The sequence below is a fragment of the Bacillus sp. 7_6_55CFAA_CT2 genome (assembly GCF_000238655.1).
Taxonomy (GTDB): Bacteria; Bacillota; Bacilli; order Bacillales; family Bacillaceae_G; genus Bacillus_A; species Bacillus_A cereus.
This window is the reverse complement of record NZ_JH414720.1, coordinates 1-16,534: the sequence shown is the minus strand read 5'-3', so window position 1 is coordinate 16,534 and position 16,534 is coordinate 1. Positions and strand designations below refer to the sequence as shown.

Genomic DNA, 16,534 nt, shown 5'->3' with positions numbered 1-16,534 from the left:
GATCACCCTCTCAGGTCGGCTACGCATCGTTGCCTTGGTGAGCCGTTACCTCACCAACTAGCTAATGCGACGCGGGTCCATCCATAAGTGACAGCCGAAGCCGCCTTTCAATTTCGAACCATGCGGTTCAAAATGTTATCCGGTATTAGCCCCGGTTTCCCGGAGTTATCCCAGTCTTATGGGCAGGTTACCCACGTGTTACTCACCCGTCCGCCGCTAACTTCATAAGAGCAAGCTCTTAATCCATTCGCTCGACTTGCATGTATTAGGCACGCCGCCAGCGTTCATCCTGAGCCAGGATCAAACTCTCCAATAAAGTTAGTTTGTCTAGCATCTAAAATAAAAATTGACGTTTCACGTTGTTTGTTTCGTTCAGTTTTCAAAGAACTACTTGGTCGCTCATTTGCGACTTCCTTATGTTAACATTTTCATCTTTCAATGTCAACTAAGTTTTTCATTTCATTTGTCGCTTGCGATGTTAATGTCATCGGCGACTTGTTCTATATTACACCTCTAAGCTCTAATCGTCAATATGTTTTTATAAAAAATATAAAAAGGCTTATTTCTTTTAAAATAAGCCTTTTTTATCACATATCATTCTATTCATTTATTATTTTTCTATAGTTGGTAACGAAACGATAAATTGAATAGTACCTTCCCTATATTCCGCTCGAATACTACCACCTTGTAACTCAACAATACTTTTCGCAATCGCTAAACCGAGTCCCGAGCCTTCCGTTACTCTACTTCTAGATTGATCCTTCTTATAGAAACGTTCAAACAAATTCGCTAACTCTTCTCTCGTAAACTCTTCACTATGATTCGCAATTACAATTTGTATATCCCTACGCTGCCTTTGAAGAGAAACTTTTATCTCTCCATCATCTTTACTATACTTAATCGCATTCATTAGTAAATTATCAAATACACGAACCATCTTTTCCGAATCAATCGATGCATAAGCACGTTCCTCAGGAAACTTCTTAACAAACGTAAGTCCATGTTCTTCCGCCTGCGGTACTAACTCTTCTATTAATTGCTCGAGTAGCTCATTCATACAAACTTCCTGTTTTTCTAATACAACTTGTTCATTTGTTAACTTCGTATACTCAAATAAATCTTCTATTAAATTTTTTAACTGCTCCGACTTTGCAAAAGCAATTCTCGTATACTCATCGTGTTGTTCTTTATTTTCATATTTAGAATCTCGAAGTAATCGTAAGTAGCCCATAATAGAAGTCAGCGGTGTGCGTAAATCGTGAGATACATTCGTAATAAGCTCATTCTTTTGCTTCTCTAATTTACGTTCCTTTTCTATATTATTCATAAGCTCTTCTGCCATATTATTAATATTCTCAGTTAAAGCTGCAATCTCATCTTCACCTTTTTTCTCAATGCGGTACGCTAAGTTGCCTCTTTCTATTTCTTTTACACCTTGCGCCATTGCTTCAATCTGCTTCATCTTTCTCTTTGTTATATAGAAGAAAGAGAAAATGAATACAAGAACACCAATTAAAAACGGGAATGGCCCTTCTTTCGTATCATACATTACCTCTCCCTCTGGAATTCCGCTAACAAACATGTACAAATTCTTTCCTTCAATAGTAATAGGTGAAAAAGATATAAACTCTTTTCTTGTACTTTCAAATACATTTCTACCATCTGTATAATTAATCGCAAATGATGCTGCATTACGAATCGTATTATGCAAATCGATTTGCTCTTCTTGCGCTTGCTTTGTTTTATATAAAACTTTACCACTTTCATCAGTAACCAATATCTTTAAAGCTCTAGACCCTTGCTCTAAATTTTGGTTCTCCATTTCGATCATATTTGATATAGCTTCTAATTTATTTTCATGAACCGAACTATTTGCCGCTCCTTGAGCTTGGTGATTAATTTGTTCCATACCAGCCCGATAATCGATAGTTGCTTGACGATTCGCATTCTCAAAAAATGGCGCAGCTCCCTTCGCTGACAAAACTCCGAATAACGCACAAGCAGCAAAAGTAGTAATCAATTGAATCCTTATACTCTTTCGTACGCTCTTTACTAATTTCTCAATTAATTCTCTTATTTTCCTTATATAAGTAAACGGATTAAATATCTTTTTCAATCTTATACCCCACTCCCCATACTGTTTTTATATATCTAGGTTTCCTTGGATTCTCCTCAATCTTTTCACGCACTTTCCGAATGTGCACCATTACAGTATTATCAGACTGGAAAGATCGTTCGTTCCACACCTTTTCATAAATTTGCTCCGCACTAAACACCATACCTGGATTTCTAGCTAGCAATTCTAAAATTGAAAATTCCCTCGGAGTTAGTTTCACTTCTTCTCCCTCTACAACAACTTTATGGGTCGAGATGTTGATTTTCATCTCCCCAATTTCTAACTCGTCCTCATTTTGGACAGCGAAACCATTCATTTTCATATAACGGCGTAACTGAGATTTAATTCGTGCAATTAACTCTAATGGATTAAATGGTTTCGTTACATAATCATCTGCACCCGTTGTTAACCCTAAAATCTTATCCATATCTTGCGTTTTCGCAGAAAGCATAATAATAGGCATTTCTTTCGCTTCCCTTACCTTCATACACATATGAATACCATCCACTTTCGGCATCATAATATCTAATACGACTAGATGTACTTCATTTTCTTCCAATAAACGTAATCCTTCTTCTCCGTCTCCTGCTTGTAATACTTTATATCCTTCATTCTTTAAATAGATTGTAATTAAATTCCGAATTTCTTTTTCATCATCTACGACAAGTATTGTTTCGTGTGCCACAATATCTCCCCCATCACTTTTTTAATCCCTAACTTCTATTATAGGAAAACTTCTGAAGAAAAACGCTCGGAAATCCTTAAGATTTTCTGAAGACGCAAAAAAGGTCTAGACTCCCCTTAAGTCTAGACCTTTAAAAACCCCTTTTATTTACGAACATAGATGAAATATAGTACGAATAAAACTCCCATAACATACATAATTGGATGAACCTCTTTACGACGACCACTCACAACCATTGTAATTGGATAGAAGATAAATCCAATCGCAATCCCAGTTGCGATACTATACGTAAGTGGCATAGAGATAATTGTAAAGAATGCTGGTACTGCAATCTCGAATTTCTTCCAATCAATTTCCCCTAAGGAAGAAACCATCAAGATTCCTACAATAATTAAAGCCGGTGCCGTTACAGCTGGCGTTACAACACTTAGTAATGGCGAGAAGAATAGTGCCAGTAAGAAGAATCCTGCTGTTACAACTGCTGTAAATCCAGAACGTCCTCCTGCTGCTACCCCTGCAGACGATTCAATGTAAGACGTTGTTGTTGATGTACCTAAAATCGCACCAATTACAGTTGCAATCGCATCTGCAAATAACGCTTTTCCTGCACGTGGTAATTTATTGTTCTTCATTAATCCTGCTTGATTTGCAACCGCTACAAGCGTACCTGCTGTATCAAAGAAATCGATAAAGAAGAACGTTATAATAACAATCCCCATTTGAACTGTAAAAATATCTCCGAAGTGCGTTAACGCCACGCCGAACGTTGGTTCTAGACTCGGTATTGCTCCCACCACAGCTTTCGGAGTATCAATTAATCCTGTTGCAACTCCTAAGATCGCTGTAAGAATCATACCGTAGAATACTGCACCATTAACTTTCTTAATCATGAAGATGATCGTAGTAACAACCCCGAAGATTGCTAGTAACGTTGTGCCCTTTGTTAAGTCCCCCAACCCAACAAGAACCGCATCATTTTTCACGATAATTCCGGCATTTTGGAATCCAAGGAAAGCAATGAACAATCCAATACCTGCTGCTACTGCAAACTTTAACTCCGATGGAATTGCATTAATGATTTTTTCACGAATACCTGAAGCAGTAAGAATAATAAAGATAATACCTGACATTAATGTTCCGGCAATGGCCGTTTGCCACGGAATACCCATCGTTAACACTGCTGTATAAGCAAAGAACGCGTTAATTCCCATACCTGGCGCTAAAGCAATTGGATACTTCGCGAAAATACCCATAATTAACGAACCGATCGCTGCCGCTAATGCCGTAGCAACGAATACTGCACCTGGATCCATCCCTGTACCTGCTGGTAACCCTTTAACATTTCCAAGCGACAGCGTAGCAGGATTGACAAATAGTACGTAAGCCATAGATAGAAATGTCGTTAACCCTGCTATGAACTCAGTCTTATAATTCGTACCGAGCTCATCAAACTGAAAATAGCGTTTCATCCTATGTTTCCCCCGTTATATGATTACTCGCCGTATTTCACCCTAGCCCTCTTTTATCCCGAGAAATAAAAAAGGCTCCCATTGCATATATACATGGAAGCGTTCTATAAACAAAGACAAGTTTCCCCTCATCTTTATACAAACGCCTCGTAGTCAAGCCATTTACGGTAGCTAGGTAGAAACTTTCGGGCCATATCCCCGATATTATACGACGGCTATAATATTCACTTTTCGTTTGAATTACATAATCATATTAACTCGACGAAGTAGTTTTGTCAATTTAAAAACGAACATTTTCATAAACTTTTATATTTTCGTTCGTATTAATGCCAAAATAAAAAAGATCCATCTATGCATAAGCAATAGATGGACCTTTTTATAAATACTATTCCCACTCAATAGTTGCTGGTGGCTTACTCGTTACATCATACACGATACGGTTAACGTGTTTTACTTCGTTTACGATACGTACAGAGATTTTCTCTAATACGTCCCAAGGGATACGTGCCCAGTCAGCTGTCATACCGTCGATAGATGTTACCGCGCGGATACCTACTGTGTAATCGTAAGTACGCTCGTCACCCATAACACCTACACTACGCATACCAGGAAGCGCAGTGAAGTATTGCCAGATTTCGCGGTCTAAGCCCGCTTTAATAATTTCTTCACGTAAAATCGCATCAGATTCACGAACGATTTCTAATTTCTCTTCTGTGATTTCACCTAATACACGAATACCAAGACCAGGTCCTGGGAATGGTTGACGCCATACGATTTCATCAGGAATTCCTAATTCTGATCCTAATACACGTACTTCATCTTTAAATAAAGTGTTTAAAGGCTCAATTAATTTGAACTGCATGTCTTCTGGAAGTCCACCAACGTTATGGTGAGATTTAATTGTTTGTGCAGTCGCTGTACCACTTTCAACGATATCTGTATAAAGTGTACCTTGCGCCAAGAAGTCCATACCTTGCAATTTAGAAGCTTCATCATCAAATACGTAAATGAATTCGTTACCGATGATTTTACGTTTTTGTTCTGGATCTTCTACACCTTTTAACTTGTCCATGAAGCGATCTTTTGCATCTACTTTAATAACGTTCATATGGAAGCCTTCGCTAAATGTTTTCATAACGCCTTCTGCTTCGCCTTTACGAAGTAAACCGTGATCAACGAAAATACATGTTAATTGGTCGCCGATTGCTTTATGAATTAATACTGCTACAACAGAAGAGTCTACACCGCCACTAAGTGCGCATAGTACTTTTTTGTCTCCAACAGTTTCACGAATCTTTTCTAATTCTACTTCGATAAAGTTCTCCATGTTCCATCCTTCAGAACAACCACATACGCCGAATACGAAGTTTTTAATTAAATCGTTACCGTGCTCAGAGTGACGTACTTCTGGGTGGAATTGTACACCGTATAAGTTTTTGTCTTCATTGCTCATACCAGCAATTGGACAAGACTCACTTGTTGCGTCTACTACGAATCCTTCAGGTAAACCAGTTACTAAGTCACCATGGCTCATCCATACAACTTGCTCTTCTGGAAGGTTCGCATATAATTTTGATTCGTTCTCTACTTTAAGAACAGCTTTTCCGTACTCACGATGATTTGCACGCTCTACTTTACCACCGAAGTGTTGCGTCATAAGCTGCATACCGTAACAAATACCGAAGATTGGTAAACCTAGTTCAAAGATTTTTTCATCACAATGTAATGCACCTTCACCGTATACGCTATTTGGTCCACCAGAGAAAATAATCCCTTTTGGATTCATTGCTTTAATTTCTTCTGCAGTAATTGTATGTGGATGAAGTTCACTGTATACACCGAACTCACGAATTCGACGTGCTATTAACTGATTGTATTGACTTCCAAAATCTAAAACGATAATTGTATCGTGTTGTTTCTTCAAAATAATCACCCCAACGTTAGTTCTCGTATATAAATATTTTCACCAATTTGGCGAAAAGCATTACCAATATAATAAAAAAAGCCAGTCCTCCGCCTCTAGTCTCATAACAAAGAAAAGGCAGGGGTCTGGCTTTATAAAGAAAGATAGTCTCCGCTCTTTATAAATATAAGACACACTGCCTTCATAGTCAGGTTGTTTACGGTAACCCGGTAGAGACTCTCAAACCATATCATTGAGGATATATGAAGGATCGTTTTATATTATCTTCCTAGATTCTAACAATGAAGTATCAATATGGTCAAGAGAGAAAGCGACAAAATTCTACAGAAATTCATTTCCTTTTCTAAAAAACAATAAAAAAACATCCATTTCTATATAGAAATGGATGTTTTTTAGGGCAAACGGAATTACATCATTCCGCCCATACCGCCCATGCCCATGCCGCCCATGTCAGGCATTGCTGGTGCATTTGGTTCTGGCTTGTCAGCTACTACAGCTTCAGTTGTTAAGAACATAGCTGCAACAGATGCTGCGTTTTGAAGTGCAGAACGAGTTACTTTAGCTGGATCTACGATACCAGACTCAAGCATGTTAACCCATTCGCCAGTAGCTGCGTTGAAACCAACGCCTACTTTTTCGCCTTTTAGACGCTCTACAACTACAGATCCTTCTAGACCAGCGTTGATTGCGATTTGACGAACTGGCTCTTCTAGTGCGCGAAGTACGATGTTGATACCTGTTGCTTCGTCGCCTTCAGCTACGATAGAAGCTACTTTTGTGTATACGTTCATAAGTGAAGTACCACCACCTGCAACGATACCTTCTTCTACTGCTGCACGAGTTGAGTTAAGTGCATCTTCAATGCGAAGTTTGCGTTCTTTCAACTCAGTTTCAGTTGCTGCACCTACTTTAATTACCGCTACGCCACCTGCAAGTTTTGCAAGACGCTCTTGTAATTTTTCACGATCGAATTCAGAAGTTGTTTCTTCTAATTGCGCACGGATTTGACCGATGCGAGCTTCGATTTGTTCTGTGCTTCCTACACCTTCAACTACAGTTGTGTTTTCTTTCGTTACAACAACTTTACCAGCGCGTCCTAAAGATTCAACTGTAGCAGATTTTAAGTCACGGCCTAATTCTTCAGTGATTACTTCGCCACCAGTTAAGATCGCGATATCTTCTAGCATTGCTTTACGACGGTCACCAAATCCAGGAGCTTTAACAGCTACTACATTGAATGTACCACGAAGTTTGTTCACTACTAATGTAGCTAACGCTTCGCCTTCTACATCTTCAGCAATGATAAGAAGTGGTTTACCTTGTTGTACCACTTGCTCTAATACTGGTAAGATTTCTTGAATGTTAGAAATCTTTTTGTCAGTGATTAAGATGTATGGGTTATCAAGAACTGCTTCCATTTTGTCAGAATCAGTAATCATGTAAGGAGATGCATATCCACGATCAAATTGCATACCTTCTACTACGTCTAATTCTGTTGTGAAGCCTTTAGATTCTTCTAAAGTAATAACGCCGTCGTTACCAACGCGCTCCATTGCTTCAGCGATTAATTGACCTACTTCTTCGTCAGCAGCAGAAATAGCAGCTACTTGTGCGATAGAAGATTTACCTTCGATTGGTTTAGAAATCGTTTTTAATTCTTCAATTGCAGCAGTAACAGCTTTTTCGATACCTTTACGAAGACCCATTGGGTTCGCACCAGCTGTTACGTTTTTAAGACCTTCACGAATCATAGCTTGCGCTAATACAGTTGCAGTTGTTGTTCCGTCACCAGCTACGTCATTTGTTTTGCTAGCAACTTCTGCTACTAATTTCGCACCCATGTTTTCGAATGCATCTTCTAATTCGATTTCTTTTGCGATTGTTACACCATCATTTGTAATAAGTGGTGAACCAAATTTTTTCTCAAGTACAACGTTACGACCTTTTGGTCCAAGCGTTACTTTTACTGCATTTGCAAGAGTGTCGACACCGCGAAGCATCGAACGACGTGCTTCTTCACTAAATTTAATATCTTTTGCCATAATAATTGACCCCCTTGGATTTTTTAAGATTTATATAATTAACCGATAACTGCTAAAATGTCACTTTCACGTAAAATCAAGTAGTCTGTACCTTCATATTTCACTTCAGTACCTGCATATTTTGAGAAGATGATAAGATCACCTGCTGCTACCTCTAAAGCAACACGCTCACCATTCTCAAGCACTCGACCAGTACCTACTGCAACAACTTTACCCTCTTGTGGTTTTTCTTTTGCAGTATCTGGTAATACGATACCACTTGCTGTTTTTTCTTCTGCTTGAACAAGCTCAATTACAACGCGATCACCTAATGGCTTTAGCATGAACAATAACCTCCTCATTTTGTTATGTAAATTTCTTTTATTAGCACTCAAGTCACCCGAGTGCTAACACACTTATAATAATAAATAATCTCAATTTCTTTTGCAAGTAAAAAAATCATAATTTTTTCGCAAATCACTATATAAACTTTCTATATAGAATACTGCCTTTACTATATGAATCGTTGTTTCCACTGCTCGTATGTTACAATATGAAAGGACACCCTAAGTTGTTTTCGCTACACACACAACTTTCTCCTGTCTTCTATTATAATTTCAAATAAGGATTTACGAAAAAAACATAATTCAAGTGAGGTTTATATCGTAGGTAGCATATTTACATGTTATCCTAACTTATCTCATACACTATAGTTAGAAAGGATGGTTAAACCATTTGAAGAAACAATACTGGTGGATTATCGTTACATACATTTTAATGCAGTTATCCGGCGTTGTTGGATTACCACTTCTCCTAAAAACAGGACTCTACGATAATAGAGGATTTACCATTGAGGAAAAAGGACAAATCATAACGGGACACTGGGCAATTATTAGCTTCTTTGTTGCATTATGTATCGTACTTTGGTTACTTAGAACAGATATTCGTGACAGGCATTTAGATCCAAAGCGCTCTTCTGCTCCAGCTACTATTGGATGGATTTTCATCGGGTTCTTCTTAGCTTTCTTTTCACAAATAGTTGCCGGTATGATCGAGATGCAGCTGCTAGGAATTAAACAAGGTTCAGAAAATACAATGAAACTGATGGAGATTGCAAGAACGACCCCTTGGTTCCTTATTGTTGTATCTATAATTGGACCTATCTTAGAAGAAATCGTATTTAGAAAAATTTTATTTGGTGCACTTTATAAGAAGTTTAACTTCTTTATCGCAGCTATCATTAGTTCGCTTGTATTCGCAGCAATTCATTTTGATTTTACTCATTTATTGGTATACACTGCTATGGGGCTCGTATTCGCCTTCTTATATGTGAAGACGAAACGGATTATCGTTCCGATTGCAGCTCATGTTGCGATGAATACATTAGTCGCTATTGGGCAAATTTTTATGAGCAATGAACAAATTCAAGAAATGATTAAGGAAGCTGAAAAAATGCAAGGCTTTATCGGAGGATTTTTTGTATGAGAAACTCACCATTGTTCATGGCTGCACTATACTTCCTTCTTGGATGTATCTTTACACGCTTCGCCATTACGAACGTGACAGATACAATCTGGAATATGTGGACAATACTATTTGCAGTTATGGCAACAATTGATTTTAATTTGGCACTTCGCCTTATATTAATTAAATTCACAAAGAAGAAACAATAATAAAACGCAGAGGTCGCTTCCTCTGCGTTTTATTGTGGATAGTTTTTCAAAAAGTAAACTAATGTTTGTAACTCTACAGCTAAGTCAATATGATGAATTCTAATATTCTCTGATACGTTTAATCGCGCTGGTGTGAAATTCAAAATACCATGCACGCTCGTTTCAGCTAATCTATCTGCTACAGCTTGTGCTACTGTAGCCGGTACTGTTAATATTGCCACTTGTATATCATTTGATAATCTCTCTTCTAATTCATCTAAATGATATACAGGAATGCCCCCGATTTCTGTTCCAACTTTCTCTTCACTAACATCAAATGCCATTTCAATTTTTGTATTATTGTTTTTCGTGAAATTATAATGTAAGAAAGCGGTCCCTAAATTACCTACTCCAATAAGTGCTACACGTGTTATATCATCTTGATCAAGTGTTTCGCGGAAAAATGATAATAAATAATTTACGTTATATCCATATCCCTTTTTCCCTAACGCTCCAAAATACGAAAAATCTCTTCGTATTGTTGCGGAATCTACTTTTACTGCCTCACTCAATTCGGCCGATGAAACACGCTGCTTACCAGAAAGAGATAAGTTTTGGATAAATCGATAGTATAGAGGCAATCTTTTAGCAGTGGCTTGTGGAATCTTTTGCTGATCCATATGACCTCTCCTCTCTTCCTATCTTTATTCATATACTTTAATCAAATACAGAAGTTTAGCACTCATTAAATTCCTTGTATAATAAAGAGAAGAAGTATTCTCTCTTTATTTTAAACTATACACTATTTTTAGTATGATTGAGAAATATAAACATGGCAAAGTTAAGAAATTATTTGAGGTGAAAACATTGATTTTATTACAAGTAAACGCGCTTTCGAAATTATACGGTGCAGAAACGATTCTTGCAAACATAAAATTGGAAGTACAAACAAAAGATCGTATCGCATTAGTTGGAAGGAATGGAGCAGGCAAATCTACATTATTAAAAATTATCGCTGGTGAATTATCTCATGATGGTGGCGAAATTATAAAACCGAAAGATGTCTCAATCGGATATTTAGCTCAAAATACTGGACTAGAAACGTCTTTAACAATTTGGGATGAAATGCTAACCGTCTTTACTCACTTACAGCAAATGGAGACAAAACTTCGAAGGCTTGAGCAAGAAATGGGAAAAGAAGAAAACTTTTCAAACGAAGCTACATATGAAAGATTGTTAGCTGATTATGACCAATTGCAACTCAATTATAAAGATCAAGGTGGATATCAATATGAAGCGGATATTCGCTCCATTTTAAGCGGCCTTGGCTTCCCAGTTGAAACGCACCAGACGACGATCTCTACTTTAAGCGGCGGGCAAAAAACAAGATTAGCTCTCGGGAAATTATTATTAACAAAACCAGACTTACTTATTTTGGATGAGCCTACAAACCATTTAGACATCGAAACATTAACGTGGCTTGAGCAATATTTACAAGGTTATCCTGGCGCAATATTAATCGTTTCACATGACCGTTATTTCTTAGACAAACTCGTTACACAAGTATATGAAATTTCGAATAAAGAAAGCAGACGATTTGTTGGTAACTACAGTAAATATTTAGACTTAAAATCAGCATTATATGAGCAAGAAATGAAACGTTACGAAAAACAACAAGATGAAATCGCAAAACTTGAGGACTTCGTTCAAAAGAATATAGCTCGCGCTTCTACAACGAAACGTGCTCAAAGTCGTCGTAAACAACTAGACAGAATGGAATTATTAACGAGACCATTAGGGGATTCTAAGTCAGCATCATTCCACTTCGATATTGAAAAGCAAAGTGGAAATGATGTTTTACAAGTAAATGATGCAACCATCGGCTATGATGAGAACCCTATAATTGAACATGTAACTATGCGCTTAACTCGCGGAGATAGTGTTGCTTTAGTTGGTCCAAACGGAATTGGGAAATCCACATTGTTAAAGTCTATTGTGAATAAGTTACCACTATTAAATGGTGATGTTTCTTTCGGATCAAATGTATCTGTTGGTTATTATGATCAAGAACAAGCAAACTTAACATCTTCTAAACGGGTTTTAAATGAACTATGGGATGAATATCCACTGCAACCTGAAAAAGAAATCCGTACTATACTCGGGAATTTTTTATTCACAGGAGATGATGTACTGAAACCAGTATCTTCCCTTAGTGGTGGACAAAAAGCTCGATTAGCTCTTGCAAAACTTATGATGCAAAAATCAAATTTATTAATTCTAGATGAACCTACGAACCACCTTGATTTAAACAGTAAAGAAATTTTGGAGAATGCTTTAATTGATTATCCAGGGACTCTTCTATTCGTCTCACATGACCGCTACTTTATTAACCGTGTAACAACGACTGTGGTTGAGTTATCAACAGAAGGTGCACAGGAATATTTAGGGGATTACGATTACTACGTTGAAAAGAAAAATGAAATGATTGAACGTGCAGAACTTGAACAGCAAGAAAGTGACATTCCTGTTCAAAAGGTGGTTGCACAAGAGAAATTAAATTATTTAGAAGAAAAAGAGCGTAAAAAACTAGAGCGTCAACGCACTAGAAAAATTGAAGAGCTAGAACAAAGTATATTAGAATTAGAAGAAGAAATTGCTACGTTAGAAGATCAACTTTGCTTACCAGAAATATATGCAGATTATGAAAAAGCTAGTGAAATTACAACTAAAAAGCAAACGCTACAAGAACAACTTGAAACTTGTATGGCAGAATGGGAAGAGTTGCATGTATAAGCATATTTAAATAAGGAAGATGTCTCATAAGTCAGGATTTTTGACTATGCGACATCTTTTTTTCTTTTAATACAGAAACAATTTTTTGAGTATATCAATCGTAACTTAGAATATACCAACGATTTTTCAAATATATCTATTGTAACCCTATATATATTAACAATTCGACACGAAATATCGATTTAACGACAAAGATTGACAATATTAGCATCTTCTATAATAGGGGGATGTTTCAAAATGTTTTTCGGGGATATCTTCTTACTTTTTATTTCCCGAAAAAGAACAAACTCAAAGGTCTGACATCATCCTATTTATCCACAAGTTTATACACATATCCACCTTTATAAAATAAACCTTAAAATAACTTTTCCACATTATCCACAATCAACAAAAAAGTTATCAACATTTTATATACACAATAAAACCCACATTATCAACAGACAATATGGGTTTTATCCACAACCTGTGGTTAATTATGTGTATAACTATGCTTCAATATCTAATCCTGGATTTGCATTTAAGGCTAATGTTGCACGCTTACCTTGTTCATAAGCAATTGTCCCTGCCGCTGCAATCATCGCTGCATTATCTGTGCATAAAGATAGCGGCGGAATAATTAATTCAATGTTTTCTTTTTGTGCAAATTCCTCTTCTAATCGCGCACGAAGTCCTTTATTAGCAGCTACTCCACCAGCAAGAAGTAATTGCTTTACATTATAAGCTTCTGCTGCACGAGCTGCTTTCGTTACAAGTACATCTATTACACTTTCTTGGAAACTTGCCGCTAAATCTTCTGGCGCAATTTCTATACCGCGTTGTTTTGCGTTATGCACAGTGTTGATAACTGCTGATTTCAATCCACTAAAGCTAAAATCATATGAATCCGGTTCTAGCCATGCACGAGGCAAATCAATTGTCGGTTCTCCTTCATGTGCAAGGCGATCAATATGAGGACCACCTGGATATGGCATAGATAACGTACGAGCTACTTTATCATATGCTTCTCCAGCTGCATCGTCTCGTGTTTCACCAATTACTTCGAATGAACCATGTTCTTTCATATAAACAAGTTCCGTATGCCCACCAGATACAACAAGTGATAATAACGGGAATTGAACTTCTTTTACTAAACGGTTCGCATAAATATGACCAGCAATATGATGAACACCGACTAACGGAATATCATGTGCAAACGCTACTGCCTTCGCTGCATTTACTCCAATTAGAAGTGCTCCTACTAAACCAGGACCTTCTGTTACAGCAATTGCATCAATATCATCAAATGTGATGTTTGCTTCCTTTAAAGCTTCTTCTAACACAACTGTAATTTCTTCTACATGATGACGGGATGCAATCTCTGGTACAACGCCGCCAAAACGTTTATGACTTTCAATTTGTGATGCAACGACATTCGCAATAATTTCCGTTCCATTTCTAACAACTGCTACTGCTGTTTCATCACAACTTGTTTCAATACCAAGTATAATCGTATTTTTTTCCATTATATATTCACCCACATTACGAGACCATCTTCCTGATTGTCTGCATAGTATCGTTTACGAATCCCACCATTTTGAAATCCGTATTTTCTGTATAACTGCTTTGCTACTTCATTTGATACACGTACTTCAAGTGTCATTGTTTTTACCCCTAGTTCTTTCGCTTCAGAAATAACTGCTTTCAATAGGGCATCTCCTAACTTTTGACCTCGGTATTCTGGCAAAATAGCTATATTTGTTATATGTGATTCATCAATAATTATCCACAATCCACAATACCCGACTACACGACCATCTTTTTCTAACACAATATAATGTGCATGTTCATTCATCGTTAATTCACGGTGAAAGGCATCTGCAGTCCAAGGAGTTGAAAAAGACGCTTCTTCAATAGCTACAATTTGAGCAATATCATCAAGCTCCATCTTTCTAAATATCATATCCATCTTCTGCAAGCTCCTACTTGTTTTGACTTTCTAACCACTTTGTTTCAGCTTCAGCTAAACGAAGATAGCTTGGAACAAACGTATGCACATCTTGTTCTTCTTTTTGTAATCCTAAGAATGCTAGCTCACTTGGTCTTGGGTTATTTTTAGTAAATGGAGCGAATACAGCTTGATCACCTAAATGTTCTATAATTGTTTCTTTATGCAATTTAACATCGTTACCGATAAATAAAACAGGCTGTCCTTTATCTTTTAACATTTGCAACCAGTCCACAATAAGAATAATTCGGTCTTCTTCTATTGAAGTTAACTGCTCTCCTTCATATGTATATAACCCAGTATAAATTTGCCCACGTCTTCCATCAAATAAAGGACAAATTAACCCGTTAAAGTTAGCACCGTTTGCAGCTACTACCTCTAAACTTGATACACCTACAATTGGTATTTGAAGTGACCAAGCTAATGTTTTCGCCGCTGTCACGCCTATGCGAACACCTGTATAGGATCCAGGTCCAGCAGCTACAACGATTTTAGTTAATTCCTTCGGTTTTACGCCACACTCTTTTAACAGTTTCTCTACAGCTGGCATAAGACGTACAGAATGGTTTTTTGTTAAATTTGTAATGATTTCCCCAATTACGTTTCCTTCCTCAATAAGGGATACACCCATTACGTAATTTGAAGTATCAATTGCTAGTACTTTCATCTTGTAATAGCTCCTCACATAATCTAATATAGCGATCTCCAATTGGCTCGAGTATAATTTTTCTTGTGTCATCTCCAGCATGGAATAAACTAATTTGTAACTTTTCATTTGGTAAATATGCCTCTATTAAATGAGCCCATTCTACTACCGTAATTCCTTCACCGTAGAAATATTCATCAAAGCCTAAGTCCTCTTCACTTTCTGCTAAGCGATACACGTCCATATGATATAGCGGTAACCTACCTTTATATTCTTTAATGATATTAAAGGTAGGACTATTTACAACTCTTTTCACTCCAAGACCTTTTGCTAGTCCCTTTGTAAAAGTCGTCTTACCAGCTCCAAGATCTCCTTCTAAAATAATTACATCTTGTGCCTCTACGAGCTCACCTAGTTTTTCTGATAACCTTTGTGTTTCCTCAGAAGATTTTGTTGTTACTTCATATTTACTCACAGACTTCACCTACTTTACTCACAATGTTCTCTGCTCTTTATTATACAGGTTTTGAATATATAAAAAAGTCCTTAGGAGTTGTCCTAAGGATAGTTTGACTGTCTTTATTAGTTTTTTGTTAAAACAAATAAAAAAATACGAAACAACTTGTTTCGTTCTTTTCTTTATATGAAATGGCGGTCCCGACCGGGGTCGAACCGGCGATCTCCTGCGTGACAGGCAGGCATGTTAACCACTACACCACGGGACCATTTGGTTGCGGGGACAGGATTTGAACCTGCGACCTTCGGGTTATGAGCCCGACGAGCTACCGTGCTGCTCCACCCCGCGACAATATAAATAGCTTGGCGACGTCCTACTCTCACAGGGACAAGGTCCCAACTACCATCGGCGCTAGAGAGCTTAACTTCCGTGTTCGGTATGGGAACGGGTGTGACCTCTCTGCCATCATCACCAAACTATGAAGGCATATTCCTTCAAAACTAGATAACATTGCTACATATTATATGGTTAAGTCCTCGATCTATTAGTATTCGTCAGCTCCACATGTCACCATGCTTCCACCTCGAACCTATCAACCTGATCATCTTTCAGGGATCTTACTAGCTTACGCTATGGGAAATCTCATCTTGAGGGGGGCTTCATGCTTAGATGCTTTCAGCACTTATCCCTTCCGCACATAGCTACCCAGCTATGCCCTTGGCAGAACAACTGGTACACCAGCGGTGCGTCCATCCCGGTCCTCTCGTACTAAGGACAGCTCCTCTCA

General features: G+C 37.6%; 14 protein-coding genes, 2 tRNA genes, 3 rRNA genes and 2 riboswitches. Of the genes, 3 read left to right on the top strand and 16 right to left on the bottom strand.

Annotation, left to right across the window (positions count from 1 at the left end):
• From HMPREF1014_RS28720 to groES, 7 genes are all read right to left on the bottom strand, one after another.
• Positions 1-316, bottom strand: a 16S ribosomal RNA gene (locus HMPREF1014_RS28720); the annotation flags it as partial.
• Between the two features lie 294 nt (positions 317-610).
• Positions 611-2,116 (bottom strand): sensor histidine kinase, encoded by a 1,506-nt coding sequence (locus tag HMPREF1014_RS28715; RefSeq protein WP_000719206.1) that lies wholly within the window; start codon positions 2,114-2,116, stop codon positions 611-613.
• Complete coding sequence (locus HMPREF1014_RS28710) at positions 2,100-2,801, bottom strand: response regulator transcription factor (RefSeq protein ID WP_000929887.1); 702 nt, start codon at positions 2,799-2,801, stop codon at positions 2,100-2,102. The genes HMPREF1014_RS28715 and HMPREF1014_RS28710 overlap by 17 nt, the downstream gene beginning before the upstream one ends.
• 143 nt (positions 2,802-2,944) lie before the next feature.
• Positions 2,945-4,270: an NCS2 family permease gene (locus tag HMPREF1014_RS28705; RefSeq protein ID WP_000833096.1), complete on the bottom strand. Its 1,326-nt coding sequence runs from the start codon at positions 4,268-4,270 to the stop codon at positions 2,945-2,947.
• 130 nt (positions 4,271-4,400) lie between these two features.
• A riboswitch (purine riboswitch) is annotated at positions 4,401-4,502 on the bottom strand.
• Positions 4,503-4,655: 153 nt separating this feature from the next.
• Complete coding sequence (gene guaA, locus HMPREF1014_RS28700) at positions 4,656-6,194, bottom strand: glutamine-hydrolyzing GMP synthase (protein ID WP_000743913.1); 1,539 nt, start codon at positions 6,192-6,194, stop codon at positions 4,656-4,658.
• A 164-nt stretch (positions 6,195-6,358) separates the two neighbouring features.
• A riboswitch (purine riboswitch) is annotated at positions 6,359-6,460 on the bottom strand.
• A 141-nt stretch (positions 6,461-6,601) separates the two neighbouring features.
• Positions 6,602-8,236, bottom strand: coding sequence for a chaperonin GroEL (groL, locus tag HMPREF1014_RS28695; protein WP_001029993.1), 1,635 nt, complete (start codon positions 8,234-8,236; stop codon positions 6,602-6,604).
• Positions 8,237-8,274: 38 nt separating this feature from the next.
• Positions 8,275-8,559, bottom strand: coding sequence for a co-chaperone GroES (gene groES / locus HMPREF1014_RS28690; RefSeq protein WP_000917311.1), 285 nt, complete (start codon positions 8,557-8,559; stop codon positions 8,275-8,277).
• 391 nt (positions 8,560-8,950) lie between these two features.
• On the opposite strand from groES, the gene HMPREF1014_RS28685 reads away from it, so the two are divergent.
• Both HMPREF1014_RS28685 and HMPREF1014_RS28680 read left to right on the top strand, forming a co-directional pair.
• The gene (locus HMPREF1014_RS28685; protein WP_000745326.1) at positions 8,951-9,700 is read left to right on the top strand and encodes a CPBP family intramembrane glutamic endopeptidase; all 750 of its coding nucleotides are present in this window, start codon (positions 8,951-8,953) and stop codon (positions 9,698-9,700) included.
• The gene (locus HMPREF1014_RS28680; protein ID WP_001246200.1) at positions 9,697-9,888 is read left to right on the top strand and encodes a YdiK family protein; all 192 of its coding nucleotides are present in this window, start codon (positions 9,697-9,699) and stop codon (positions 9,886-9,888) included. Before HMPREF1014_RS28685 ends, HMPREF1014_RS28680 begins: the two co-directional genes overlap by 4 nt.
• 29 nt (positions 9,889-9,917) lie before the next feature.
• Here HMPREF1014_RS28680 and HMPREF1014_RS28675 read toward each other — a convergent pair whose 3' ends face one another.
• Positions 9,918-10,547, bottom strand: a complete 630-nt coding sequence (locus HMPREF1014_RS28675; protein WP_000372699.1) for a redox-sensing transcriptional repressor Rex — start codon at positions 10,545-10,547, stop codon at positions 9,918-9,920.
• A gap of 187 nt (positions 10,548-10,734) precedes the next feature.
• Between HMPREF1014_RS28675 and HMPREF1014_RS28670 the strand changes: the two genes are divergently transcribed.
• Positions 10,735-12,660 (top strand): ABC-F family ATP-binding cassette domain-containing protein, encoded by a 1,926-nt coding sequence (locus HMPREF1014_RS28670; protein WP_000602145.1) that lies wholly within the window; start codon positions 10,735-10,737, stop codon positions 12,658-12,660.
• A gap of 485 nt (positions 12,661-13,145) precedes the next feature.
• Here the strand turns inward: HMPREF1014_RS28670 and tsaD are convergent, their stop codons facing one another.
• From tsaD to HMPREF1014_RS28630, 8 genes are all read right to left on the bottom strand, one after another.
• A complete protein-coding gene (gene tsaD / locus HMPREF1014_RS28665; protein ID WP_000414609.1) occupies positions 13,146-14,162 on the bottom strand; it encodes a tRNA (adenosine(37)-N6)-threonylcarbamoyltransferase complex transferase subunit TsaD in 1,017 nt (338 codons plus the stop codon).
• Positions 14,162-14,605, bottom strand: coding sequence for a ribosomal protein S18-alanine N-acetyltransferase (gene rimI / locus HMPREF1014_RS28660; protein ID WP_000367190.1), 444 nt, complete (start codon positions 14,603-14,605; stop codon positions 14,162-14,164). Before rimI ends, tsaD begins: the two co-directional genes overlap by 1 nt.
• Before the next feature lie 13 nt (positions 14,606-14,618).
• On the bottom strand, positions 14,619-15,311 hold the full coding sequence (gene tsaB / locus HMPREF1014_RS28655; protein WP_000865753.1) for a tRNA (adenosine(37)-N6)-threonylcarbamoyltransferase complex dimerization subunit type 1 TsaB: 693 nt from the start codon (positions 15,309-15,311) through the stop codon (positions 14,619-14,621).
• Positions 15,292-15,765, bottom strand: coding sequence for a tRNA (adenosine(37)-N6)-threonylcarbamoyltransferase complex ATPase subunit type 1 TsaE (gene tsaE / locus HMPREF1014_RS28650; RefSeq protein WP_000049642.1), 474 nt, complete (start codon positions 15,763-15,765; stop codon positions 15,292-15,294). Before tsaE ends, tsaB begins: the two co-directional genes overlap by 20 nt.
• 174 nt (positions 15,766-15,939) lie before the next feature.
• Positions 15,940-16,015, bottom strand: a tRNA-Asp gene (locus HMPREF1014_RS28645).
• Between the two features lie 3 nt (positions 16,016-16,018).
• Positions 16,019-16,095 (bottom strand) — tRNA-Met (locus tag HMPREF1014_RS28640).
• A gap of 12 nt (positions 16,096-16,107) precedes the next feature.
• Positions 16,108-16,223: ribosomal RNA gene (rrf, locus tag HMPREF1014_RS28635) — 5S ribosomal RNA — on the bottom strand.
• 48 nt (positions 16,224-16,271) lie between these two features.
• Positions 16,272-16,534, bottom strand: a 23S ribosomal RNA gene (locus HMPREF1014_RS28630); the annotation flags it as partial.

Bases quoted from the DNA above. Each gene is read 5' to 3' on its own strand.
- tsaD (WP_000414609.1), bottom strand. From the start codon at position 14,162: ATGGAAAAAAATACGATTATACTTGGTATTGAAACAAGTTGTGATGAA.
- groL (WP_001029993.1), bottom strand. From the start codon at position 8,236: ATGGCAAAAGATATTAAATTTAGTGAAGAAGCACGTCGTTCGATGCTT.
- HMPREF1014_RS28680 (WP_001246200.1), top strand. From the start codon at position 9,697: ATGAGAAACTCACCATTGTTCATGGCTGCACTATACTTCCTTCTTGGA.
- tsaB (WP_000865753.1), bottom strand. From the start codon at position 15,311: ATGAAAGTACTAGCAATTGATACTTCAAATTACGTAATGGGTGTATCC.
- HMPREF1014_RS28675 (WP_000372699.1), bottom strand. From the start codon at position 10,547: ATGGATCAGCAAAAGATTCCACAAGCCACTGCTAAAAGATTGCCTCTA.
- HMPREF1014_RS28705 (WP_000833096.1), bottom strand. From the start codon at position 4,270: ATGAAACGCTATTTTCAGTTTGATGAGCTCGGTACGAATTATAAGACT.
- groES (WP_000917311.1), bottom strand. From the start codon at position 8,559: ATGCTAAAGCCATTAGGTGATCGCGTTGTAATTGAGCTTGTTCAAGCA.
- rimI (WP_000367190.1), bottom strand. From the start codon at position 14,605: ATGGATATGATATTTAGAAAGATGGAGCTTGATGATATTGCTCAAATT.